This is a genomic window from Intestinimonas butyriciproducens (assembly GCF_016901775.1).
Lineage (GTDB): Bacteria > Bacillota > Clostridia > Oscillospirales > Butyricicoccaceae > Pseudobutyricicoccus.
On sequence record NZ_JACJKW010000026.1, the window covers coordinates 1 to 24615 of the forward strand.

21 protein-coding genes and 1 pseudogene are annotated in these 24615 nt (G+C 56.3%); 14 read left to right on the plus strand and 8 right to left on the minus strand.

Annotated features, from left to right (window positions below; genetic code table 11):
- Positions 1–138: 138 nt before the first annotated feature.
- The 5 genes from H6A25_RS11505 to H6A25_RS11525 all read right to left on the minus strand — a co-directional run bounded on the left by H6A25_RS11505 (position 139) and on the right by H6A25_RS11525 (position 7795).
- Positions 139–819 (minus strand): hypothetical protein, encoded by a 681-nt coding sequence (locus tag H6A25_RS11505; RefSeq protein ID WP_204752267.1) that lies wholly within the window; start codon positions 817–819, stop codon positions 139–141.
- 404 nt (positions 820–1223) lie between these two features.
- Positions 1224–3437 (minus strand): ABC transporter ATP-binding protein, encoded by a 2214-nt coding sequence (locus H6A25_RS11510; protein ID WP_243423356.1) that lies wholly within the window; start codon positions 3435–3437, stop codon positions 1224–1226.
- Positions 3434–5173, minus strand: coding sequence for an ABC transporter ATP-binding protein (locus H6A25_RS11515; protein ID WP_204752268.1), 1740 nt, complete (start codon positions 5171–5173; stop codon positions 3434–3436). Before H6A25_RS11515 ends, H6A25_RS11510 begins: the two co-directional genes overlap by 4 nt.
- A gap of 23 nt (positions 5174–5196) precedes the next feature.
- Positions 5197–5778 carry a TetR/AcrR family transcriptional regulator gene (locus H6A25_RS11520; protein ID WP_204752269.1) on the minus strand — a complete coding sequence of 194 codons (582 nt, stop codon included), beginning with the start codon at positions 5776–5778 and terminating at the stop codon, positions 5197–5199.
- A gap of 376 nt (positions 5779–6154) precedes the next feature.
- Complete coding sequence (locus H6A25_RS11525; RefSeq protein ID WP_204752270.1) at positions 6155–7795, minus strand: amidohydrolase; 1641 nt, start codon at positions 7793–7795, stop codon at positions 6155–6157.
- 268 nt (positions 7796–8063) lie between these two features.
- On the opposite strand from H6A25_RS11525, the gene H6A25_RS11530 reads away from it, so the two are divergent.
- From H6A25_RS11530 to H6A25_RS11570, 9 genes are all read left to right on the plus strand, one after another.
- The gene (locus H6A25_RS11530; RefSeq protein WP_204752271.1) at positions 8064–8408 is read left to right on the plus strand and encodes a hypothetical protein; all 345 of its coding nucleotides are present in this window, start codon (positions 8064–8066) and stop codon (positions 8406–8408) included.
- Complete coding sequence (locus H6A25_RS11535) at positions 8402–9445, plus strand: V-type ATPase subunit (protein WP_204752272.1); 1044 nt, start codon at positions 8402–8404, stop codon at positions 9443–9445. The genes H6A25_RS11530 and H6A25_RS11535 overlap by 7 nt, the downstream gene beginning before the upstream one ends.
- A gap of 42 nt (positions 9446–9487) precedes the next feature.
- Positions 9488–11407: a V-type ATP synthase subunit I gene (locus H6A25_RS11540; RefSeq protein ID WP_204752273.1), complete on the plus strand. Its 1920-nt coding sequence runs from the start codon at positions 9488–9490 to the stop codon at positions 11405–11407.
- Positions 11408–11509: 102 nt separating this feature from the next.
- Complete coding sequence (locus tag H6A25_RS11545; RefSeq protein ID WP_204752274.1) at positions 11510–11932, plus strand: ATP synthase subunit C; 423 nt, start codon at positions 11510–11512, stop codon at positions 11930–11932.
- Positions 11933–11956: 24 nt separating this feature from the next.
- The gene (locus H6A25_RS11550) at positions 11957–12265 is read left to right on the plus strand and encodes a V-type ATP synthase subunit F (RefSeq protein WP_118427445.1); all 309 of its coding nucleotides are present in this window, start codon (positions 11957–11959) and stop codon (positions 12263–12265) included.
- 14 nt (positions 12266–12279) lie between these two features.
- A complete protein-coding gene (locus H6A25_RS11555) occupies positions 12280–12882 on the plus strand; it encodes a V-type ATP synthase subunit E (RefSeq protein ID WP_204752275.1) in 603 nt (200 codons plus the stop codon).
- Positions 12883–12900: 18 nt separating this feature from the next.
- On the plus strand, positions 12901–14700 hold the full coding sequence (locus tag H6A25_RS11560; protein ID WP_204752276.1) for a V-type ATP synthase subunit A: 1800 nt from the start codon (positions 12901–12903) through the stop codon (positions 14698–14700).
- Positions 14697–16094, plus strand: coding sequence for a V-type ATP synthase subunit B (locus tag H6A25_RS11565; protein WP_204752277.1), 1398 nt, complete (start codon positions 14697–14699; stop codon positions 16092–16094). Before H6A25_RS11560 ends, H6A25_RS11565 begins: the two co-directional genes overlap by 4 nt.
- A complete protein-coding gene (locus H6A25_RS11570; RefSeq protein WP_204752278.1) occupies positions 16094–16708 on the plus strand; it encodes a V-type ATP synthase subunit D in 615 nt (204 codons plus the stop codon). The genes H6A25_RS11565 and H6A25_RS11570 overlap by 1 nt, the downstream gene beginning before the upstream one ends.
- Positions 16709–16805: 97 nt before the next feature.
- Here the strand turns inward: H6A25_RS11570 and H6A25_RS11575 are convergent, their stop codons facing one another.
- Positions 16806–17597: a Cof-type HAD-IIB family hydrolase gene (locus H6A25_RS11575; RefSeq protein ID WP_204752279.1), complete on the minus strand. Its 792-nt coding sequence runs from the start codon at positions 17595–17597 to the stop codon at positions 16806–16808.
- A gap of 154 nt (positions 17598–17751) precedes the next feature.
- On the opposite strand from H6A25_RS11575, the gene H6A25_RS11580 reads away from it, so the two are divergent.
- Complete coding sequence (locus H6A25_RS11580; RefSeq protein ID WP_204752280.1) at positions 17752–17937, plus strand: hypothetical protein; 186 nt, start codon at positions 17752–17754, stop codon at positions 17935–17937.
- A gap of 32 nt (positions 17938–17969) precedes the next feature.
- Here H6A25_RS11580 and H6A25_RS11585 read toward each other — a convergent pair whose 3' ends face one another.
- Positions 17970–19547, minus strand: coding sequence for a M14 family zinc carboxypeptidase (locus H6A25_RS11585; RefSeq protein WP_204752281.1), 1578 nt, complete (start codon positions 19545–19547; stop codon positions 17970–17972).
- A 187-nt stretch (positions 19548–19734) separates the two neighbouring features.
- Between H6A25_RS11585 and H6A25_RS11590 the strand changes: the two genes are divergently transcribed.
- From H6A25_RS11590 to H6A25_RS11605, 4 genes are all read left to right on the plus strand, one after another.
- Positions 19735–20622 carry a radical SAM protein gene (locus H6A25_RS11590; protein ID WP_204752282.1) on the plus strand — a complete coding sequence of 296 codons (888 nt, stop codon included), beginning with the start codon at positions 19735–19737 and terminating at the stop codon, positions 20620–20622.
- Complete coding sequence (locus H6A25_RS11595) at positions 20619–21965, plus strand: CCA tRNA nucleotidyltransferase (protein WP_204752283.1); 1347 nt, start codon at positions 20619–20621, stop codon at positions 21963–21965. Before H6A25_RS11590 ends, H6A25_RS11595 begins: the two co-directional genes overlap by 4 nt.
- Before the next feature lie 117 nt (positions 21966–22082).
- Positions 22083–22664 carry an ECF transporter S component gene (locus H6A25_RS11600; protein WP_204752284.1) on the plus strand — a complete coding sequence of 194 codons (582 nt, stop codon included), beginning with the start codon at positions 22083–22085 and terminating at the stop codon, positions 22662–22664.
- Positions 22665–22817: 153 nt separating this feature from the next.
- Positions 22818–24374, plus strand: coding sequence for a stalk domain-containing protein (locus tag H6A25_RS11605; protein WP_204752285.1), 1557 nt, complete (start codon positions 22818–22820; stop codon positions 24372–24374).
- Positions 24375–24510: 136 nt separating this feature from the next.
- Here the strand turns inward: H6A25_RS11605 and H6A25_RS12890 are convergent.
- Positions 24511–24615 (minus strand): annotated as a pseudogene (locus tag H6A25_RS12890) (IS200/IS605 family transposase); the annotation flags it as partial.

The following is a 24615-nucleotide window of genomic DNA, read 5'->3' on the forward strand; positions in this document are numbered from 1 at the left end:
ATCCTTCGCGGCTGGCAGACCGTACCAACGCGACGTGACGCGTGCGCTAGTAATCCAGGGTTTCACCCGTCTGTGCAAAACCCCCGGCTTCGCCGGGGGATATTTATTTACAAGGTATTTTACGATGTTAAGGATGCATCAGGCCAGAGACTGGACTTCCTCCACCACTTCCTCCCAGTCCATACCGGAGAGAAAGTCCTTTTTTTGCTGGTCACCGGATTGGACGGCGATATGATAAACTGTGCTATCGGTTTCGGCCTGGGCGGTGAGGGTGGGGAGGGTTCCCGGGTCCTCACTGAAGAAATGGGAGGAAAGACAGGCTTCTTTTCCGTCCTTCCGCACTTCGCCCGGTTCGCTGCTGAGGGAGTAGGTGTTCGGGCCTTCTTTCAGGAAAAGCAGATAGGTTTCTCCCATTTGCGGCTCAGTGAAGGTATAGACCGGCATCTGGTAGGGGATCTCCTGCCCTTCGGCCTGGTGGGTCATCCGGATGGAATATCCCTTGCTCACCGTGATGGTCTTGGGTACATCTTCTCCTTTCAGCACTTGTTTTACCTGGAAGGAGTAATCACGGCTTTGGGAATCCAGATTGGGAGAATCCTCCTTTTCGGCGTCCAGCGCCTTTTTGTAAGTACCCAATAAAACAGCGTCCGCTTTTTCCGTCATGGTACGCAGGGAAGAAGAAAGGGACACATCGGGGTAGGCGTATACCGTCACATCTTCTTCTTTTTTGTTTGTTTTCTGCTCCTCGGGAGCGGCTGCGCAGGAGGCCAGAAGCACAAGGGACAGAGCCAGAGCAGCAAGGCGTGAAAGCTGTTTCATTGAGATCGGTTCCTTTCTGAAAGATTGATTATATTTATAATAACACAATAATGTACAAAGTCAATGTTCCTTGGGAGAAGGTTTTATATGCTTTTTACCCAAAGCAAATGAGGTGGTGACAGAAAGGGGAGTACAATACAGTCATCCTGCAAGCGAGCGAAATGGAGTGATAACGATGCTTCCTTGTCAGATCATCTGCGCAGCCTATTACAGCGGTTGCCATAAAAGTTGTCCTTATTGGAAACGATTCCAGCAGGAACAGAAGGAAAGGCGTCAGATCAAGAAACGATATCTGGATCATTATATGGATCAGTGTGCCGTGGAGATGCGGCAATACCGGGCCATGCAGCCCCGGTACCCCACGCGGCCATAAAAAGCAGGAGCCTTTGGCTCCTGCTTTTTTGTTATACTGCTTCTTCAGTGGGTTCAAACTGGCTGTTATACAGGTTTGCATAGAAGCCGCCTTTTTCCAGCAGCTCTTCATGGGTGCCCTGCTCCACAATGTCTCCTTCCCGCAGCACCAGAATGCGGTCGGCATCCCGGATGGTGGACAGGCGGTGGGCGATGATGAAGCTGGTGCGGCCCTGCATCAGCCGGTTCATGGCCTGCTGAATGAGTACCTCGGTACGGGTATCCACCGAGGAGGTGGCTTCGTCCAGAATCAGCACCGCCGGGTCGGCCAGAATGGCCCGGGCAATGGTCAAAAGCTGTTTCTGACCGTGGGACACATTGCTGGCTTCCTCATTGAGCACAAAGTCATAGCCTCCCGGCAGGGTGCGGATAAAGTGGTCGGCACAGGCCATGCGGGCGGCCTTCTCCACTTCTTCGTCGGTGGCATCCAGACGGCCATAGCGGATGTTGTCCCGGATGGTGCCATTGAAGAGCCAGGTGTCCTGGAGAACCATGCCGATCTGACTGCGCAGAACGCCTCGGGGCAGATCCTTGATGTCCACCCCGTCCAGAAGGATGCGGCCGGAGTTCAGTTCATAGAAGTGCATCAGCAGTTTGACGATGGTGGTCTTGCCGGCGCCGGTGGGGCCGACGATGGCGATGCGCTGACCATCTTTTACATGGGTGGAAAAATCGTGGATGATGGTCTTTTCCGGGGTATAGCCGAAATCCACATGGTCAAAGGTCACATCGCCCCGCACTCCTTCGGCTGGCAGCTTGGCTTTGCCGTCATCGGCTTCTTCCGGCTGCTCCAGGAAGGTGAAGACCCGCTCGGCTGCGGCCACGGTGGACTGGAGGGTGTTCATGATCTGGGCCGACTGCATCACCGGCTGATTGAACCGGCGTACATACTGAATAAAGGATTGGATGTCGCCGATGGTGATGCGGCCCTGGATGGTAAGGTAGCCGCCCAGCACGCACACCGCCACATAGCCCAGGTTGCTCACAAAGCTGAGCACCGGCTGCATCATACCGGACAGGAACTGGCTGCGCCAGCCGGCGGCATAGAGCTTTTTGTTCATCTGGTGGAAGGTTTCACGGCTGCGCTCTTCTCCATTGAACAGCCGCACCACATTGTGGCCGCTGTACATTTCTTCGATGTGACCGTTCACATGGCCCAGGTATTCCTGCTGGGCCCGGAAGTGCCGCTGGCTGCGGCGAACCACCAAAGAGATGATCAGGAAGGACAGGGGCAGGGTGATCAGGCTGGTCAGAGTCATCCATCCGCTGATGGAGAACATCATCACAAGGACACCCAGCAGGGTGGTGATGGCGGTGATCATCTGGGTCAGGCTTTGGTTCAGGGTGGTGGAGACGGTATCCACATCGTTGGAGATCAGACTGAGGGTTTCGCCGTGGGTGGTCTTGTCATAAAAGGACAAGGGCAGGCGGTTCATTTTTTTGTTGATCTGATCCCGAAGCTGGTAGGACACTTTCTGGGCCACACCGCTCATCAGGAAGTTTTGCAGATAGCCCAGAATGGCTCCCAGCAAAATCAGCACAATGAGCACCATGATGATGTGTCCCACCGCCTCCTGGTCAATGCCGGGACGGCTCTGGAGGCTGGTTGTCAGCAGTTCATCCTGGTATTGAGGCGGGATGTTTTCGATGATGGACTGGCCATCCTCCATAGAAGCAAGATAGTCGCCGATGGTTGCAAAGGAGGTATTCTGCCCGCCCTTTTCCATTTGGCTCATCTGGGAAAGGGGAAGGGCCGAAAGGGTCTGGCGCAGACTTTCGTCCAGGCCTTGAAGGGCATCTTCGGGAAGAAGCCCCTGCTCCATCAGAGTGCCCAGGGTGGCGTTTTCGTCCTGAGCCAGGGCGGCCATCCGCTGGGGCGGAATGGCTGCAAGGGCTTTCCCCAGCTGCTCCATGGCCTCCTGAGTGTCCATGATGGTGTCATACACATTGCGTTTCATCAGTCCCACCATGATCTCGTCGGTAGCGTTGCCCAGTACTTTAGGAATATTCAGCGTGAGGATAACACTGCCGATGGCCAGCACAAAGGCCAGCAGGATCACCGGCACACTGGAGCGCATGAAGCGAATGGTTTTTTGCAAAGTGCCTTTGAAATCCCGGGCTTTTGCGCCGGGGATCATCATGCCCCGGGGACCGTGGCCCATAGGCCCGCCACCCATGGGCGGGCGGGATGTTTGGTTCTGGTTCATTGAGCGATCTCCTCCTCGGAAAGCTGGGAACGGGCGATTTCTTCGTAGACCTTGCAGGTTTTGAGCAGCTCTTTGTGAGTGCCTTTGCCTACGATCTTCCCGTCTTCCAGCACGATGATCTGGTGGGCGTTCATAATGGTGCTCACCCGCTGGGCCACGATCAGAGTGGTGCGGTCCTTTGTCTCCTGGGCCAGGGCCCGGCGCAAGGCGGCGTCGGTTTTGAAGTCCAGGGCGGAAAAGCTGTCGTCGAAAATCAGCACCGGGGCCTGTTTGGCCAGGGCCCGGGCGATGGACAGCCGCTGTTTCTGGCCGCCGGACACATTGGAGCCGCCCTGGGCTACCGGATCTTCGTAGCCCTTGGGCTTTTCCTGGATAAATTCAGTGGCCTGGGCGATGCCGGCGGCTTTTTCCACCTGCTCCTGGGAAATATCCGGGGCGCCATAGCGGATATTGCTTTGGATGGTGCCGCTGAAAAGCACTCCCTTCTGGGGAACGAAGGAGATCAGCTCATGGAGGTGGTGGAGGTTCAGATTCCGCACATCGGTGCCGCCGATGGTCACCTTTCCTTCGCTCACATCGTACAGCCGGGGAATGAGGCTGATGAGCGTGGTTTTGCCCGAGCCGGTGCTGCCGATAAAGGCGGTGGTCTCACCGGGGTTTGCGGTAAAGGAGATGTCGGTCAGCACATCTCCCGGTGCGCCGGGATAGCGGAAGGACACATGGTCAAATGTGACAGGGCAGGGTTTGTGAAGAGGAAGCATCTGGGGGTTCTCCGGGTTTTTGATGTCTACCGGGCTCTCCAGGATCTCACAGATCCGGTTGGCTGACACCGAGGCCCGGGGCAGAATGACAAAGACCAGAGCGATCATCATAAAGCTCATGATGATCTGAATGGCATACTGCATAAAGGCCATCATGTTGCCTACATCGGCGATGTTGAAGGCGGTGAGGGAGGCGATCCACACCACGGCCAGGGAGACGCCGTTCATCACCATGGTCATCACAGGCATCATCAGGGAGATGGTGCGGTTGACGAAGAGGTGGTTTTTTGTCAGATCCCGGTTGGCGTTGTCAAAGCGCTCTTCCTCATAGCCCTCGGTGCCGAAGGCCCGGATGACCAGCAGGCCGCTGAGCCGCTCCCGGGATACCAGATTCAGCCGGTCCAGCAGTTTCTGGGCTTTTTTGAACCGGGGGATGACGATGGCCATCAGGGTGCCGATCAAAAGGAGCATCACCAGAATGCTCACGGCGATGGTGGCCGTCATGCCGGGCATATTGCTGCTTTTGGCCTGGGCCCGCAGAATGCCGCCCACGCCCATGATGGGAGCATAGAACACCAGACGGATCATCACGGTGCAGAACATCTGGATCTGGGTGATGTCGTTGGTGGAACGGGTGATGAGAGAAGAGACCGAAAAGCGGTCAAATTCCGGATTGGAAAAGGAAGTGACCTTGTCGAAAACCTGTCCCCGCAGATCCCGGGCCACTCCCGAACCGATGCGGGCGGCCAGAAGGCCCACCAGAATGGCGCATACGGCGCTGGCCAGGGCGATGAGCAGCATAATGGCGCCCTTTTGCAGTACATAGCCCATATCGCCTACGGCCACACCCTGGGAAACCAGGGAGGACATATAATCGGGCAGGGCCAGCTCAGCCATGGCCTGGCCGAAAAGCAGGGCAAAGGCCAGCAGCATCCAGCCGGCATAGCGTTTCAAATATTTCAATAGTTTGAGCATGGTATTCCTCCAGAAGGCAGAGTTCAAAGATGAGTGGGACAAAGGGGATGTCCCTGGGGACGGATGAGCTGGGCCATGATGGCGGGCATCTCATCGGGATGGGTGCGGGGGTTTTCCTTCAGCCAGCACACCAGTACCGCCGCCAGCGTGGCGGCCCGGGTGGCGATAAAATAGGGAGCGGCTTTGTCATCGATATGGATGTGACGGCGGAAAAATTCCATGTTGCGGTGAAGGGCACAGGCAAAGGCGTCGGTGAGAAGTTCGGCTGTGCCGGTTTCAATCAGCACTTCCGCCGCTTGGGCATGGGCTGTCCAGAAGAGGAAAAAGGCATGGAAAAATCCCATTTCCCCGGTGGTTTGCCGCAGCGCCCGCTGATCCATCATATAGGCGATCATTTGCTCTACGGTCCGGTCGGTTTCATAGCGGAGCACATCGTCGATGGTGTCAAAGCTGCGGTAAAAGGTGGCTTTGCTCACCCCGGCCTGCTTGGCCAGTGCGGTCACCGAGATCTGCCGGTAAGGGGTGGTGGCGATCAGATGGTGCAGTGCCTTCCCGATGGATTCCACCGATTGGTTCACACGCTTGTCGCTGTGAATATGGTACATGGCATCAACTCCCTATGGAATATTTCGCTCCGCTAGTATAGAACAAAGAGAGAAACAAGTCAATCGTATCGTAAATCTTTTTACAAATTGGTCATACTTTGCTGCTGCATTCTGGGGAAAAAAGAAAAATCCCCGGGAAAGCTCCCGGGGATCCAGACTGTCAAGAAACCTATATAACGAAAAAAGGCTGCTTGCTTTACCCTTCATCCATCTGCAAAAAGCCGCGACCTGTGCGTGGCTTTTTGCATCTCTCAAGGGACAAGTGTGCGCCAAAGGCGTGCACGCAGACCCTTGGAAAAACTCGAAAAAGTGGCCGGAGGCCACTTTTTCGACACGCTCAATCCCCGGGAAAGCTCCCGGGGATTTTTGGGTGGTTTTATGCTTTTTTGTAACGGCAGACGCCGGAAACCCAGGCTTCTTCCACATGGGTGTGGAGAATTTCTTCCGGGTCGATTTGGAAGAGATCCTGATCCAGCAAAATGAAGTCGGCCAGCTTGCCGGGGGTAATGGAGCCTTTCAGATGTTCTTCTCCGGAGGCGTAGGCCCCTTCGATGGTGTAGCATTTCAGGGCCTGTTCCATGGTCATGGTCTCCTGGGGCAGGAAGGTGTGCTTTCCCTCTCCGGACACATTCTGCCGGGTGACGGCGGAATACAGGTTGGGCATGGTATCAAATTTTTCCACCGGACAGTCGGTGCCGAAACTCACATGGACACCGTTTTCATACAGATTGCGCCAGGCGTAGGAGGTGGAAGTGAGGGCCTCGCCCACACGGCTCTGGCAGATGTTCATGTCGTAATCAATGAAAATAGGCTGAACAAAGGCCAGCACATCCAGGGTGCGGAACCGGCGAAGCAAAGCCTGGTCGGTGATCTGGCAATGGACGATGCCATGACGGGGATGGTTTTCCGGACAGAGCAGCTGGGCGTTTTCGATGGCGTCCAGGGCCATTTCCACCGCCCGGTCTCCGATGGCATGAATGGCTACCGGCATATTGTGACGGTGGGCGCACAGTACCAGGCCGTTAAGCTGAGGCTGGGTGAACATCTCCAGGCCCTTGGTGGAGGGATCGTCGGCATAGGGCTGGCGCATGGCAGCGGTGCGGGCGCCCAGGCTGCCATCGGCCAGCAGCTTGATGCAGCTGGGACGGAACCAGGCAGAACCCCACTGATCGTCATAGCCGGCGTCAAAAAATTCCTGGATCAGCTCTTCCTTTTGCAGCAGGCACTGCTCGCTCACCCGGATGTGAAGCGCGCCCTGGGCCTCCAGCTGGGCAAAGGCGCGGAAGAGCAGATGGTAGTCGGCCTTGGGGGTATAGCCCACATCGTCGCTTTGCAGAGAGGTGATGCCCTGGCTCAGGGCTTCCTGCTGGGCGGAGAGGATGATCTTTTTCATGGTTTCCAGGTTCAGGCTGGAGATCTGGGCCTTGGTGTCATCCAGCAGGCTTTCTTTGATGATGCCGTTGGGCTCGCCGTTTTCGTCCACTTCCACCAGATCGCCATAGGAGGGAGCGGTCTCCCGGGTGATGTTCAGCGCTTTCAGGGCGGCGGAGTTGAGCACGCCGATGTGGAAGCAGGCCCGCATGATCATCATGGGCACGGTGGAGGACACCTGATCCAGGTCGGCCCGCAGAGGGAAGCGGCGCTCGCCTTCGGTAAAATAGTCCTGGTTCCAGCCTTCCCCTTCCACAAAGGCATCGGGCCCTGCGGGACGCACACGGACGCCTTCGGCCATCCGCTCCTGAATTTCTTTAATGGAATGGGTGCCGGTGAGGTTGACGCTCATCAGGCCTTTGGCAAAATGGATGAAATGCATATGGGAATCGTTGAAGCCGGGGAGCATCAGCCGGTCTTTGGCGTCCACCTCCTGGGCCTGCTGGCCACGGCGGCACAGCTCCACCTGGGCTCCTTCCAGAGAACCCACAAAGACAAAATGGTCGTCTTCAATGAGGGCGGCCTGGGCCACAGGGCGCCGGTCATCCATGGTGTGGATGCGGGCATTTTTGATCAAGGTAAGCATAGGATATTCCTCCTGTTTTGGTTATCAAAAAATAGTGCAGCAATGAAATCCGGACTGAATTTTATTATACCATACCGATTGGTGTTCCGGGGAGAAAGCGGAAAAATAGGGAAAATGCTACAAATCTGCACAAGAGTTTTTGGTTAAGATGCTGAATTGATGTGAAAAATTGACCTTGTCCCCCTTGCCAAGCGTGTTATAATGAAAGCAAAAGGCCCCTGAAAACCGTTTTTCGGGGAGAATATGGAAGCGAGGAGGGAAGAGGAAAATGCGCCATAGCGACATGATCAACAGCATCGTGGAAGCCGAGCATCACGCCCGGGAGATCACCGATAAAGCCGAAGAAAAACGGCGTCACCTGGACGAGGAAGTGGCCCAGGCGGTGCGCCAGATGGAAAAAGAATATGAAGAAAAAGCAAAGCTGCGGATCGAACAGGCCAAAAGGGAGGAGGAAGCCCTGCGGCAGCGGTCTCTGGCCGAGCTGGAAGGGCGTTTGCAATCGGCCATGGACGATCTGGAAAAGAAAAGCCAGATCCAACATGATGCCTGGGTAGACGCCTTGTTTTCTCATATTGTAGGTGAGGAAGCAGAACGGGGGGACGGCGGGTGCTGAGAGAGCTGTTCGACTATGCAGCCATAGGCGGCAAAGTCCATGCCATGCTGGGAAACCGGCTGCGGCAGGAGGATTTTGACAAGCTGATGCAGATGCACACGGTACCGGAAACTGCCGCCTTTTTGCTCAATACCCCTGGCTGGGGGGATTGCCTGCGGGGAATGGATGTGGAACATGTGCACCGGGGAGAGCTGGAAAAACGGCTGCGCATGGGTCTTGCGGGGGAATATGACCGGCTGGCCACCTTTGCTTCCAAGGGGATGCGCCAGCTTCTGCGGGCCATGGCCGCCAAAGCCGAAGCGGTGGAACTGCTTCGCTTTCTCCGGTATTTTTCCGCAGGGCACCCGGCGGATTTTGCCGTGAGTCTCCCGGCGGGGCTTCTGCGCCGCAGTCAGATCCGGTTTGACAAGCTGGCCGCCCGGCCCGACTACCAGGGCCTTTTGCAGGCTGTGGAGGGAACGGTGTTCCATTCTTCCCTGAAAAAGACCCAGCCGGGAGAAAATGGATTTGATTACACCATGGCCGAAGCGGCCGTGCAAAGCGCCTATTACCGGGGGGTGCTCACCAGCATCCAGCGGGCCTTTCATGGGGAGGACCGGCGGGAGCTGGAGGAATATTTCCTGCATCAGTGCGATTTTCAGAACATTGTGCGCATTGTGCGGATGAAGCGGTACTTCAAAGTGGAGAGCGAAGAAGTGCTTCGGGGGCTTTTGCCTTTCTCCCTCAAACTGAAGGACGGCTATCTGAAACAGCTGATCAAGGCTCCCTCCTGGGATGAGGCCATGGGCATTCTGAAGGAAGGGCCCTATGGCCCGGTGTTCCGGGAAGAAGAGCACCGGCAAATCGAGGACTACGCCTTTGCCTTTTTCCAGAAAGGCCGCCAGATGATACGGCGCGGGCGTCCATCGGCTTTTGACGGCATCATTTACCTGGATATCAAGGAACATGAGCTGAAAAACATCATCAATGTGGTGGAATGCGTCCGTTACCAGGTGCCGGAAAACCGCAGAGCGGCGTATCTGACCCCTATTTATTAAACGCGCGGCCATAGATCATTTGAAGCAAAGGAGGCGAGGATCATGGCCATTGAAAAAATGAAACTGGTCAACATTGTGGGTCCCCTGGGACTCTTTGACCAGGTGGTGCGGGGAAGCCTGGTGGACAGCGGCTTTGCCCCGGAAAGCGTGCTGGATTTTGTAGGCAGCGGCGGCGGGCTTTTGCCCTTCACCCTGCGCAATCCCAACGGGGCCCTTCTTTCCCGGAGCGAAAACCTTCTGGACAAGCTGGACATCGAACCGGAATACCGCCCCTTCCCGGAGGAAGGGTTCGGGGAAGAGGAAATGACCGGTTATTTCGACGATCTGACCCGGCGCTATCAGGCCATTGTGGATCAAAAAGAGGGATGCCGCAGGCCGTTGGAGGAAGATGAGCAGATCCTGGGCCAGCTGGATCACATCATGGATGTGAAGGCCAATCTGGACGATCTGTTTGATCTCCATTATGCCAAACTGCGGGTGGGACGGATTCCTCGGGATATTTATGTAAACTATGTGCGGTATGTGGAGGAAAATCCCGATATCTTTTTCTTCACCACCGGTGAAAGCGGGGATTATGTCTATGGAATGTACATTACCCCCGCCGCAGCGGAGGGAAAGAGCGATGCTCTGTTTTCTTCTCTCCATTTTGAACGCATCCACATCTCCGAGAGGGTCCACGGCAGCCCGGATGAAGCCAGGGAAAACCTGGAAGAGGAGATGGAAGAATACAAAAAGAAGATGGAAGAAGCCGACCGGCAGATGCAGGCCTTGCGGGACAGCGAACAGGACCGGCTGCTGACCTATTATTCCATGCTGAAATACGACAAGGACACCTATGACCTGCGCCGGTATGCCGCACACACCAACGACACCTTTTATCTGTGCGGCTGGATCCCACAGCGGGATCTGCCCGCCTTTGAAAAGCGGTTTGCTCCCTTCCAGGACTCGGTGTATGTGCTGGAAGAGCCGCCCACAGCGGCGGTGGCCCCTCCCACCAAGCTGAAAAACCGGGGCCCCATCCGCTTCTTCGAGCAGTTTGTGGAAATGTACGGCTTGCCGGCTTACAACGAAGCCGACCCCACCTCCCTTCTGGCTCTGACCTATACCCTGTTTTTCGGGGTGATGTTCGGCGATGTGGGGCAAGGCGCGGTGCTCATTGCGGCCGGACTTCTGGCCTGGCGGTTTTTGAAGCTCTCTTTGGGCAAGATCATCGCCGTGGTGGGATGTTCTTCGGTGGTATTCGGTTTTGTCTATGGCAGCGTCTTTGGCAACGAAGAGCTGCTGCCCGGTTTCAAGGTCTTTGAAAGCGTGGACAACACCAACAAGATTCTGCTCTGTTCGGTGGCGATGGGTCTGTTGTTCATCTCCATTGCCATGATCTACAACATCTATAACGGCATCCGCCAGAAAGATCTGGGCAAGGCCTTGTTTTCCCAGAACGGCGTGGCCGGTTTCATCTTTTACTGGGCGGTGATCGTGGGGGTTCTGTGCACCCTGCTTACCAACATCAAACTGCTCAGCCCGGTGTATATCGCCTTGCTCATCCTGCTGCCCCTGCTTCTGATCTTTGCCCAAAAGCCTTTGGGAGATCTGGTGGCCCGGCGGAAAAACTGGATGCCCAAGGAAAAGGGCGGCTTTATTGTGGAGAATTTCTTCGAACTGTTTGAAATTCTGCTGTCCTTTGTGTCCAACACCGTGTCCTTTGTGCGTATCGGTGCTTTTGCCCTGAACCATGTGGGCATGATGATGGTGGTCTTCGCCCTGATGGACAGCGTGGGCACCATCGGCAGTCCCATCGTGTTTGTCATCGGCAATGTGTTCGTCATGTGTCTGGAAGGCCTGATCGTGGGCATTCAGGTGCTGCGGCTGGAGTTCTATGAGCTCTTCGGCCGGTTCTATTCGGGTACCGGTGTGCCTTACCAGCCCTTTACAGTGCATTTCCGGCGGGAGAAGAAAAGCTGATCCCCTGGAATACATGGATGCAAAAAAACCAATCAGCCCCGCCCGGCGGCGGGGAGGCCCTTATCATAAAAATTTCGCACCGCCGGAGACAAGGAGAAACTTATGGAAATCATGATCGTCACCGTTCTGGCCGCGCTGGCCTTTTCCCCGCTGCTCATCGCTTATCGCCGTCACCAGAAAGGGAAAAACCCCAAGGGTGCTATGGTTCTTAACATCGTTTCGGTATTCGCTCTGTGCCTGTTGACCACCGGCATGGGCATCGGCGGCCATGCGCTGGCTGCTGGCGAGCAGGCCGCTGCGGCTGCTTCCTCTTCCGCCGGCTGGGGTTACCTGGCCATGGCTCTTTCCACCGGTCTGGCCTGCATCGGCGGCGGCGTGGCTGTGGCCTCTTCCGCCAGCGCAGCCATCGGCGCCATTTCGGAAAATGACAAGGTGTTCGGCAAGGCCCTGATCTTCGTGGCCCTGGCCGAAGGCATCGCCATCTACGGTATGCTGGTTTCCATCCTCATCATGCTGCGCCTGTAATCCGGTGAAGAAAAGGGTGAGACCATGCGCTATTTTCTCATAGCTGACAATGTGGATACCCAGACAGGCTTCCGCCTGGCGGGGATCGAGGGCGTGGTGGTACACAAAGCCCAGGAGGTGGAAGAAGCTCTTTCCACCGCCATGAACACACCGGATATCGGCGTGATCCTTTTGTCCGAAGGGCTGGTGCCTTTGTGCCAGAGCCGGGTGGATGACATCAAACTGCGGATGCACACACCTCTTTTGGTGGAGATCCCCGACCGGCACGGCACCCATCGGGCCCCCGACTCCATCACCCAATATGTGCGCCAAGCCATCGGCGTGAAGATCTGAAGGGAGGAGACTGGATGGAAAACGATACAAACAAGCTGGAACATTTTACAGAAACCATTCTGCGGGATGCGGATGCGCGAAGCCAGAAGATCCTGGAGAGTGTGGAAAAAGCCCGCAAGGCCCGGCTTGATGCGGCAGAAAAAGAGCTGAAAGCCCGCCTGGAGCGGCAGGTGGAAGCGGGCATTGCCCAGGTAAAGAGCAAAACCGGTCAGGCTGTTTCCCAGAAGATGATGGAAGACAAGCGGAGACTGTTTGAAAAAAGAGCCCAGGTGGCCCGGAAGATCTATGATGACCTGGGAGAAAAAGTGAAGAGCTGGACGGAAAGCGGCGATTATACGGCCTGGCTGGGCCGTCAGCTGGAAAAGGCCCTGAAGGCGCTGCCGGGACAGCAGGAGAAGATCTATCTTTTTTGCCGCACCCAGGATGAAGAATATCTGAAAGGCTGCATGGAAAAGTGCCAGCGTCCTTGGAAGCTGGCGGCGTCCGAAAGCATCCGTATGGGCGGTCTGCGCCTGGAGTGCCCGGAAAGCCACATGGCGGTGGACTGCACTCTGGACAGCGCAGCCCAGGAGACCCGGGAGCATATCGCCGAATATCTGGGCCTGCGTCTGGAATAGGCCTGGGAGGTGAAATATATGAACGAGGAAAATTATCATGTATATTCGGTGAATGGTCCGGTGGTCACCGTCAAAGGAGGTAAGGGCCTGGCCATGCAGGACATGGTCTATGTGGGCAAAAGCCGCCTCATCGGCGAAGTGGTGGGCATTGAGCGGGACCATGCCACGGTGCAGGTCTATGAATCCACCACGGGCCTGGCTCCCGGAGAACCGGTGGAACAGACCGGCGCACCGCTGACGCTGGAACTGGGCCCTGGTCTGCTGGGGGGGATTTTTGACGGCATTGCCCGTCCCCTCAAGGCCATCCAGGAAAAGGGCGGCGCCTTTATTCCCGCCGGCCTGGACATTCCCAGTCTGGATGAAAAGACCAAATGGGATGTGCAGGTGCTGGTGAAAAAAGGGGAACAGGTACAGCCGGGACAGATCATCGCCCAGTGCGATGAAAAGGGCAGCATCATGCACAAGATCATGGTGCCCCCCACCCTTTCGGGAGAGATCACAGAAGTCAGCCCCGATGGGGCCTATACCGTGCGGGATCAGATCGCACTTCTCAAAACTCCCGACGGCAAGGAACACAGCCTGACCCTTTCCCAGAAGTGGCCCATCCGCCAGAGCCGCCCGGTGAAATTGCGCCGTCCGGTGGATCAGCTGATGGTCACCGGCCAGCGGGTCATTGACACCATGTTCCCCATCGGCAAAGGGGGCTGCGCCTGCGTGCCCGGCCCCTTCGGTGCAGGCAAGACCATCATCCAGCACCAGCTGGCCAAATGGTGCGATGCCGACATTATTATCTATCTGGGCTGCGGCGAACGGGGCAACGAAATGACCCAGGTGCTGGAGGAGTTCGGCGAGCTGCAGGATCCCCGCACCGGAAAGCCTTTGCTCAATCGGACGGTGCTCATTGCCAACACCTCCAATATGCCGGTGGCCGCCCGTGAGGCCTCCATTTATACCGGCATGACCATGGCGGAATATTACCGGGACATGGGTTACCATGTGGCTCTGATGGCCGATTCCACCTCCCGCTGGGCCGAGGCTCTGCGTGAGATCTCCGGCCGCCTGGAGGAGATGCCTGCGGAAGAGGGCTTCCCCGCCTATCTGCCCTCCCGTCTGGCAGAGTTTTACGAGCGGGCCGGGTATACCGACAACTTAAACGGCACCGAAGGCAGCGTCACGGCCATCGGCGCCGTATCCCCCCAGGGCGGCGACTTTTCCGAGCCGGTGACCCAGACCACCAAGCGGTTTATCCGCTGTTTCTGGGCCCTGGACCGGGAGCTGGCCTATGCCCGTCATTTCCCCTCCATGAACTGGAATACATCCTATTCCGAATACCTCACCGATCTGGCCCCCTGGTTTGAAGAGCGTTTCGGGCCCAAGTTTGCCCAGTGCCGGGAGCGGATGGCCCGGCTGCTTCTGGAGGAGAACAAGCTGATGGAGATCGTCAAGCTCATCGGCTCCGATGTGCTCCCCGAGGACCAGAAGCTGGTGATCGAATGTGCCAAGGTGGTGCGTCTGGGCTTTTTGCAGCAGGATGCCTATCAGCCCATCGACACCTATGTGCCCATTGAAAAGCAGTACCGCATGATGGATCTGGTGCTCTATCTCTATGACAGCGCCAAGAAGGTGGCCCAGCAGGACATCCCCATTTCCCAGTTGGTGAGCACGGGGATCTTTGAGCTGGTCACCCGTATGAAATACAACATCCCCAATGATGACTTCTCTCTGTTTGACGACTACAAAAAGAAGATCGATCAGGCAGTGGAGCAGGCCATCAACAAAAATACCCGCCAGACAGAAGGGGAGGTGAAGCGGGCATGAGAATCGAATATACCGGGGTCTGCGATCTGAACGGCCCCCTTCTCACGGTGGAAGGCGTCCGGGGCGTGGCCTATGATGAAATGGCCGAAATCGTCACCAAAGACGGCCAGGTCCGTTCGGGCCGGGTCATTATGATCGATGGCGACCGGGCGGTGCTTCAGGTGTTCGAAGGCACCAAGGGCATCTCTTTGGAGAAAAACAGCGTTCACTTCCAAGGCAAGCCCATGGAGCTCTCCCTCAGCCGGGAGATGCTGGGCCGGGTCTTTTCCGGCGCAGGCCGCCCCATCGACGGCCTGGGAGAGATCTTTCCAGAGGAAAAGCGGGATATCAACGGTCTGGCCATGAATCCGGTGGCCCGTCAGTATCCCAGAAACTGCATCTACACCGGCATTTCGGCCATCGACTGCATGGCCACACTGATCCGGGGGCAGAAGCTGCCCATTTTCTCCGGCGCCGGTATGAGCCATAATCAGCTGGCCGCCCAGATCGTCCGCCAGGCCAAGGTGGGCAGCCAGGATGAAAAGTTCGGCATCGTCTTTGCAGGCATGGGCCTGAAAAAGGACGCCGCCGACTTCTTCAAAAAGGACTTCGAGGACTCCAGCGCCCTGCAGCGGGTGGTGATGTTCCTCAACGAGGCCAGCGATCCCATCATCGAGCGTATTCTGACCCCTCGCTGCGCCCTTACTGCGGCGGAATACCTGGCCTTTACCCATGGAATGCACATCCTGGTCATTATGACCGATATGACCGCCTATTGCGAAGCGCTGCGGGAATTTTCTTCTTCCAAAAACGAGATCCCCAGCCGGAAGGGCTATCCTTCCTACCTCTATTCCGACCTGGCTTCTCTCTATGAGAGGGCCGGTATGCTGGAGGGCCAGCCGGGCAGCGTCACCCAGGTGCCCATCCTCACCATGCCCAACGACGACATCACTCACCCCATCCCCGACCTGACCGGTTACATCACCGAAGGCCAGATCGTGCTGGACCGGGATATGGATCAGAAGGGGATGTATCCCCCTATCGGTGTGCTGCCCTCCCTGTCCCGTCTGATGAAGGACGGCATCGGCAAAGGATACACCCGGGAGGATCATCCGTCGGTGTCCACCCAGCTGTTTGCCGCCTATTCCAAGGTGCAGGATGCCCGGAGCCTGGCCAGCGTCATCGGTGAAGAAGAGCTGAGCCCGGTGGACAAGATGTATATGCGCTTTGGTCAGCGGTTTGAACAGGAGTTTGTGCAGCAGGGTGTTTCGGAAAACCGCACCCTGGACCAGACCCTGGAACTGGGTTGGGATCTGTTGTGTGACCTGCCCCGTTCGGAGCTGAGCCGCATCGATCAGAAGCTGCTGGATCAGCATTATGTAGACCACTCGGCGGCAGGAGGGAGTGAGGACTGATGCCGGTCATCGCGCCCACCAAAGGAAATCTGTCCAAGATCAAGCGATCCCTGGCCCTGGCGAAAATGGGCTATGAGCTGATGGATCGGAAACGGAACATCCTCATCCGGGAAATGATGATGCTCATCGACAGCGCCAAGCAGATCCAGGCGGAGATCGATACCACTTTTACCCGGGCCTATTCTGCTTTGCAGGAGGCCAATATCAAGCTGGGCGCCTGCCAGGATATCGCCCTGGCCACCCCGGTGGATGACAGTTTGCAGCTGGGATACCGGTCGGTGATGGGGGTGGAGATCCCCATTGTCACCGCTTCCGATTTTGAAGCCCGGCTGAGTTATGGGTTTTTCGGCACCGATTCCTCCCTGGATAAGACCCTTTACGAATTTTATCGGGTCAAGAAGCTATGTGCTACCCTGGCCGAGGTGGAGACCAGCGTTTACCGCCTGGCCAACGCCATCAAAAAGGCCCAGAAGCGGGCCAATGCCCTGCAAAATATCATCATTCCCCAGTATACCGCCTCCATCGCCTATATCACCGGCGTGCTGGAAGAGCGGGAACGGGAGGAATTCAGCCGTCTGAAGGTCATCAAGGCCCAGAAGGCCAAAAAGACATAAAAGCAAAATCCCCGGTAAGGAGCGAAAGCTCCCTTCCGGGGATTTTTTATTTTAACAAAAGGGGGAAACTTTTTCACTCTCTTTTTCGTCTCAAGGATTAGAAGAACTTGGCGATCACTTCGGCCACACCGTCGCCATAGGATTTGGTCGCCACATAGTCGGCGATCTCTTTGACGGCGGGGGAGGCGTTTTTTACAGCCACGCCCAGGCCGGCCCACTGAATCATGGCGGCGTCGTTTGAATTGTCGCCGCAGCACACCACTTCATCCGGCGCCACGCCATAGCGGCGGCAGATCAGCTCCAGAGCGCTGGCCTTGGAAACATCTTTGGCCATGATCTCCACCAGGTAGTCCTTGGAGGCCGCCAGAGTCAGGCTGTCGCCAAATTCTTCCCGCAGCTGACGATGGATGATTTCCCTCTCTTCCGGAGATACCACCAGAATCATTTTGGGAGAGGGAGACAGAGGATAGGAAGAAAAATCCCCCACTTCCACCACTGGATTGTGGATCAGGTCCGGGTCGATATCGGTTTCCTCGGTGCGTTTTTCCACCAGGATCCGGTCCTCGTTGTAAAGCTGCGCATAATAGCCATGTTTGCGGCAAAAGGCAGCGATATCCTTCATGGTCTGAAGAGACAGGGGACGGAGCAGCTCATAGCCCCCTGGCTGGGTGGAGCGGATGAGGGCGCCGTTGTAGGTGGCCAGGGGGCAGGTGATGCCCACTTGCCGGGCATAGAAAGCGGCAGAAGGGAACATGCGGCCGGTGGCCAGAGTGACCAGAATCCCTTGATCCAGCAGCCGGCGCAGTCCGGCCCGGGCCGCAACGGCCATGGTCAGGTCTTTATAGAGCAGGGTGTTGTCCAGATCCAGAGCCAGTAATTTATAGGACATGGAAAAGCTCCTTTCCTCATAGAAATCAGGGTGAGCGGACGGCATGGGCCGTATTGGCTTTATTATAGCTTCTTTTCAAATAAAAACCAAGGGAACATTTGTCCGGTTTATGGGACAGGAAAAGGAATATGATAGAAGCAAAGGAGGTCATAACATGATGCAAAGTGGATTGATGACAGGATTCAGTTTGGTTTTGGGGATCCTTTGCATGGCCTGTACCCTGTGGGATATGCTGCGGCAGAGAAGGGAAGCGCAGCAGGAGTGGGAAGAAAGCAATGTGATCTATGTGCCAAGGCAGTATTTTCTGCCGGAAGAGCACAATGGGCTATATCGTTTTTGAAAAAGGCCGGGCATTCGCCCGGCCTTGAAAATTCAATAGTGTTCCAGCAGATCCCAGATGGCCCCGATGTATTTGTCGATATACCCGCTGGTGTAAAAATCCAGATAGGAATTCACATCCCGGGGAAATTCAAACAGGCAGGAGTCGTATCCCAGACTGCGTGTGTAGGCGGTAAAATAACCGTCTCCGCCCAGGTAATTCAGGGAGTTGAGGGGAAAATACCGGTAGAAGGTTTGAGACAGAGTACCGGAGGGATTGGAAGTGAGAATCTGTTGGATCCAACCATGGGTGTCGATGTGTACATTTTTTTCGCTTCCCTGATGCTGGATGACAAATTCTTTCAGGCGCAGAGCCTCCAGTGCCTGTAAGGGCATAGTGCCGTTGTAATTGCGGCTGGATGTGTGCTGCTGGTAACCGGTTTCAAAGCAGCGGTTTAAGTCGATGCCCATGCCATAGATCAGATTGCCTGCCATGTCCAGCATGGTGGTGGTGCACCGGCCGGGGCCGTTGTTGGTCCAGCCGGCGGCGACTCCGTCGGGATTGGTACAGGGGATGACATATACCGTCCAGCCCAGCTGGTCCACCCGTTCCGCCTGATTTTCCAGGGAGGTGCGGACTTTCTGCCCCAGATAGACCAGCTCGGCTCCATCGGCGGCCCAATGATCCTCAAAGCCATGGATGGCAAAATTCAGGATCATCACATTTTCGCCGGTGCCGATGCGGTAGGCTGTCATATCCCGCCCTTCGCCGCTTTGGCCGAAGACAATGGTCTCCAGAAGCTGCGGTTTTTCTTCCAGGGTAAAGGTCAGCCGTGTTTCCGGTTCGGCCATACGAGTCAGAAGAGCGGCGGCTTCGCCCCGGCTCACTGTGCTGTCCGGAAGGAATGTGCCATATTTGTCGGTGCCGTTGAGGATGCCGGCCTGATACAGAGCAAGGATCTGCTCACTGTATTCATCTTCCGGCTCCACATCGGGAAGGGAAGTGACCTGATTCCGTTGGGGAAAATCCTCTCCCAGAGCGTTGGCGAAAAGATAGGCCATTTCGTCCCGGTGAATGGCGGTGTTCATTTCGCCGGCAAAGTCCTCCGGAGACCACAGACCGTAGATTTCTGCTTTTTCCAGTGTTTGGACATACCACGGCTCTTCTGTGGCCAGGGAGCCGGCGGTTCCCTGGTTTTCTTCCCCTTCCATTCCTTCCGGTTCTGTTTCCTGGGTATCTTCTTCCCCCTGGGATTCCTCTTCTTCCGGCAGAGCATCGGCAGCACCATCGGCTTCTTCCGGAGCAAGGGAGCCTTCGAAGGAAAGGGCGTCATCTGCAGCAGAGACGGTTCCCTCTGGCGGTGGGGCCTCCAGGGCCGGGAGCAGGGGATGAAGTGCTTCGTAGCACCGGACAGCTACGGCGATGCCCTCGGCCACCGTCAGGGAGTTGTCCGGATAGAACCGGTCATTCAGCATCCCCTGCATCAGCCCCATTTGGGTGCACTGGGACACATAGGCTGTATACCAACTGTCGTCCTGCACATCGGCATAGGCCCGGACGGGGAGCCGGGCGCAAAAAAGCAGGGCACAGACGGCAGTCACAGCGCCCAGGTGCCGAAGCAGTTTGTTCACTTTGCAACACCTCTTGAAATATTTCCTCTATTTTTAAGTATATCACTAAAATAAGGAGTAAAGGGCTTTTTTTTGCAAAAAGGGTCCTGTTTTGTCTATTTGGCAGCAAGAAGAGTGCTTTTCACATCCTGGCAAATCTGCTATAATAACCGCAAAACGGTGATGGATGCTATGCAAAGGAGGGGCCATGATGGGATGCGAACTTTGCCCCCGCCGGTGCGGTGCCCGGCGGCAGGAGGGACAGGCCGGGGTGTGCGGCGCCAGGGGGCTGCGGGCGGCCCGGGCCGGGCTGCATCAGTGGGAAGAGCCCTGTATCAGCGGCCAAAGGGGAAGCGGTGCTGTTTTTTTCAGCGGCTGCCCGTTGGGCTGCGTGTTCTGCCAGAACTATCAGATCTCCCACGAAAAAGAGGGGATGGATCTGACGGCTTCCCAGCTGGCCCGGGTGTTTGCCCGGCTGGAAGAACAGGGCGCTCACAACATCAACCTGGTCAGCCCGACCCCTTATGTGGAAGAGATCATAGAAGCCCTGGAGCTGTACCGGCCTCATGTGCCGGTGGTTTATAACACCAGCGGCTATGAACGGGTGGAGACCCTTCGGCGCATCGATCCTTATGTGGACATCTATTTGCCTGATGTGAAGTATGTCAGCCCGGAGATCAGCCAAAAATACAGCGGCGTTTCCGATTATTTTGAAATGGCTTCCCAGGCGCTGCTGTTCATGCTGGAGAAAAAGCCCCAGGCTGTTTTTGATGAAGAGGGCCTGATGCGCCGGGGAGTAATCCTCCGCCATCTGGTGCTGCCGGGAAATCTGCGCCAGACCTATCTGCTGCTGGACTGGATGGAAGAAAACATCCCCAAAGAGACTTATATCAGCCTGATGGGCCAGTATTTCCCCGCCGGGAGGGCGGCTGATTTTCCGGAGATCAACCGGAGGCTGAAACCGGGAGAATACCAGCGGGCTTGCAGCCGGCTGCTGAGCAAGGGGTTTGATCATGGCTTTTTTCAGGATCTGGAATCGGCCAGCGGGGAATATGTGCCGGACTTTGACCTGAGCGGATTGGAGGAGGAAAGATGAGCAGCACCGTTTCCATCCCGTGGAAAAGCCTGCCGCTTCCGGTGCGCCTGGTGATGGAGCGGCTGGAAGGCAAAGGGTTCCAGGCTTTTTTGGTGGGGGGATGCCTGCGGGATCTGCTGCGGGGAGAAATTCCTCAGGATTACGACCTGGCCAGCACGGCTCCGCCGGAGGAAATGGAGCAGCTGCTTGTTCCTTATCCGGTGATCCCCACCGGCCTGCGCTATGGCACGGTGACGGCGGTGGTGGAGGGGCAGCCCCTGGAGATCACCCGGCTGCGCCGGGAGGGAAGCTACAAAGACGGGCGGCGGCCCGATTGGGTGGTGCCCACAGACAATATCCAGGAGGATCTGGCCCGGCGGGATTTCACCATCAACGCCATGGCATTTTCTCCATCCCAGGGATTGATCGACCCCTTTGGCGGGGCGAACGACCTGGAAAACAGGCTGATCCGTGCGGTAGGAGAGCCGGACCGCCGGTTTCAGGAGGACGGTCTGCGGATTTTGCGGGGGCTGCGTTTTGCTTCCCGCCTGGACTTTGACCTGGAGCAGGACACCGCCCGGGCTTTGGTGGAAAAGCGGCATTTGCTCCAGCAGGTGGCCCAGGAACGCATCACAGGGGAATTTATCCGCCTGGTGGAAGGGGCGGCTGCTTCCCGGGTGCTGGAGGAGTTTTTTCCTGTGGCCGTACAGGTGGTACCTGAATTGCAGCCCCTGAGAGGATTTGAACAGCACACCCCTTATCACATCTACGATGTGTGGCAGCACACCCTTCGGGTGCTGGATGGGGTAGGGGAGGGAAGAGAAGTCCGGCTGGCTGCCCTCTTTCACGACATTGCCAAGCCCCAGTGCTTTTTCCGGGGCCGTCGGGGGATCGGCCACTTCAAAGGCCATGCTGTGGCAGGTGGGGCTGTCACCGGGCAGATCCTCAAGAGGATGCGGTTTCCCACCCAGCTGCGGGAAGAAGTGTGCCAGCTGGTGCGCTGGCACGATGAGGACATTCCCCAGACCGATGAAGCGGTGCGCCGGTGGCTCAATTTGCTGGGGCAAAAGCAGCTGCGGCGTCTGCTGCTTTTGCAGCAGGCCGACAGCCGGGCCAAGTCCTCCCGCTCGGATACACTGTTTGCCGGGCGGCTTTTACAACGGATGGACAACATTTTGGAAAGAGGGGATTGCTTTACCCTGAAAGCCCTGGCGGTGCATGGGAATGACCTGAAGGCTATGGGCTTTTCCGGACCTCAGGTGGGGCGTGTGCTGGGGCGGCTCCTGGAAAAGGTGATGGAGGATCCGGAGAAAAATCGCCGTGAGATTCTGTTGGCTTTGGCCGGCGAATGGGAAAGACAATAGATACCTGGCTCCTTTCTGGAAAACTGATACCATAAAATAATCTCATTTTGGATATTTTGAAGGTGTCAAATCAGGCGTATACTGAGAAGCGTCTTGAAAAAAGAAAGGGGAAGCGCGATGGAAAAGAAAAAATATTTCACGGTGTACCGTATGGCGGTGGTGGGGCTGATGAGTGCATTGGTCTTTGCCTGCACTTTTATCCACATTGATGTGCCTGTGCCTATGAGCAACAAGGTGATGATCCATTTTGGCAACATCATGTCCCTTTTGTCGGCGCTGCTCTTCGGGCCGGTGACCGGGGGGCTTTCCGCCGGGCTGGGTTCGGCCATTTACGATCTCACCGATCCGGTGTATGCGCCGGAGGCCTGGATCACTTTTCTGATGAAATTTGCCATGGCCTGGACGGCGGGAATGATCGCCCACAGCGGCAAGGCCCACGGAGAGCAAAAAGGAAAAAATATCCTGGCGGCGGTATGCGGTGCAGGAACTTATGTGGTTCTCTACGGATGCAAAACCCTGGTGATGCAGCGCTTTGTTATGGGGGCGGTATGGCAGGCGGTATGGCCGGTGGTCATCAGTAAATGCAGCGTCTCTCTTTTCAATGCCGTGCTGGCTTCGGTGTGCTCGGTGGCCCTTGTGGAGCTGCTGCGCCGCCCTTTGACCCGGGCCGGTGTATTTGACCGCTTGAAGGAACGATAAGTTGGATGCGACAGAAAAGGCTCTGTTTCCAGAGCCTTTTTCCATGCCCTTCCGTTGCGGCTGCCAATAGGGTATGCTATAATCGAAAATACAGATTCCGGCGTATTTTACCGGTGATTTTGCTGCAATACAGATAAAAAAGGGGAGACTGGCATGAAACGGGGACGGTTTGGGAAACTGGCGGCGGTGCTGGCTGCAGTGGGAATCCTGATGCAAAGCGGCGGTGCTCTGGCCTATTCTGTGCGCCAGTCCACCATTGAAAGTGAGGAAGACAGCCGTCTGGCATCGCTGCATCAGTTGATGGAAAATCAGGCATTTTCCACGGCGGCCGACAGGGAAAAGGCGATGGAGGGTGTGGAATATCTGCTGTTTGACAGCGCCTATGCGGCTGTGGAGGGCGGCACATTTCCCTATTCCAACAGCGGCGGCTATGTGACTTATGTGGACGACGGCATCTATCAGGCAGAGGTGAAGGCAGCCGGGTGCTATGCCTATTCCAAATATGCTTCCTATGTGATTTATGGAGATTTTGGGGAAAAGCGCTGGATCTCTGATGAAAATGGACGGGAGATCACCCATACCGATGAATTGACCGGGGAAATCCTTCGGGATTTTCTGTTGCGTTATGGACAGATGGGAGAGCATCTGCGCCTGGACAAGGTGCACTCGGTCGCCTTCCTGGCCGGGGATGAAGAAGGGTTTTATTTCACGGAATATTCCAGCGACAACGACCCCTTTATCCGGCTGCGTTATGTGACCTATGAGGATTTTGCAGCCTCAGCCCAAAAGGAAAATACATCTGTGTGGTTCCTGGACAGCAATCCCATGGAAAACGATCAGGACACCGGCAATCTTCCCCTTCAGCCGGAAGAGGCGCAGAATATCCAGGTTCTGGTGTATCTGGACCCAGCCTATAGCCGTCAGGTGGAGCTCACCGTGAAATATGGGGAGGCCGTGGGTACTCTGCCTGTGCCGGAGAGTGTGGAAGGGTATGCCTTTGCAGGATGGTACACCGATGCCTATGCCGGAGAACAGGTGACCGAAGCCACTGTGTTTCAGGGAATCTCCTCTGTGGTGCTCTATCCCCGATACCAGCCGGTATCGGCAGGAGAGCGGTATACCGTCACATTGCGAAACCGGGAAGATGGAAGCAGCCTTGGTATTTGCCAGGCGGTGAATGGGGATGTGTGGGCTTTGCCGGAGCCTGCAATGCAGGGGTATGTCTTTGCAGGATGGTATGACGAGGAAGGCCGTCCCTATCACAACGGAGAAACCATTGCCCTCAGCGGCGATATGGTTCTGTATGCCGCTTTTGAAAAAACGGCCCGGACGGCCATTACATTGCAGATCGGAAATCCGCTGATGATCATCAATGGTGTGGAGCAGATGATCGACGCGCAGGGAACGGTTCCGGTTTTGCGCCAGGATCGTACCTTGCTGCCTGTACGGGCAGTGATGGAAGGTCTGGGCGGCACTGTGGAATGGGACGGAGTGACGCAGGCCGTTTCGCTTTCTCTGGGAGAGCGGACGCTGTTTTTGCGCATCGGCAGCACATCGGCCTGGGACAAAGACGGCGTCTGGTTTACGCTGGATAGTGAGCCCATCTTGCTCAATGACCGCACCATGCTGCCCATCCGCTTTGTGGTGGAGTATTTCGGTGGTACAGTGGAATGGGTGGGAGAGACCCAGACCGTGAAGATCATGGGATGAGCATCTGAAGGACAATTTTCGGAAAAAATAAATATCCCCCGGCGAAGCCGGGGGTTTTGCACAGACGGGTGAAACCCTGGATTACTAGCGCACGCGTCACGTCGCGTTGGTACGGTCTGCCAGCCGCGAAGAATTGTTACTTGCCGCCCGTAAACGGGCTGTTTAGAAGTTTCCCATCGTCAGCTGTTCGCCCGCCTGGTCTTCTTCTAACTGGTGCCGGATGTATTCTGCTATCTTTTTA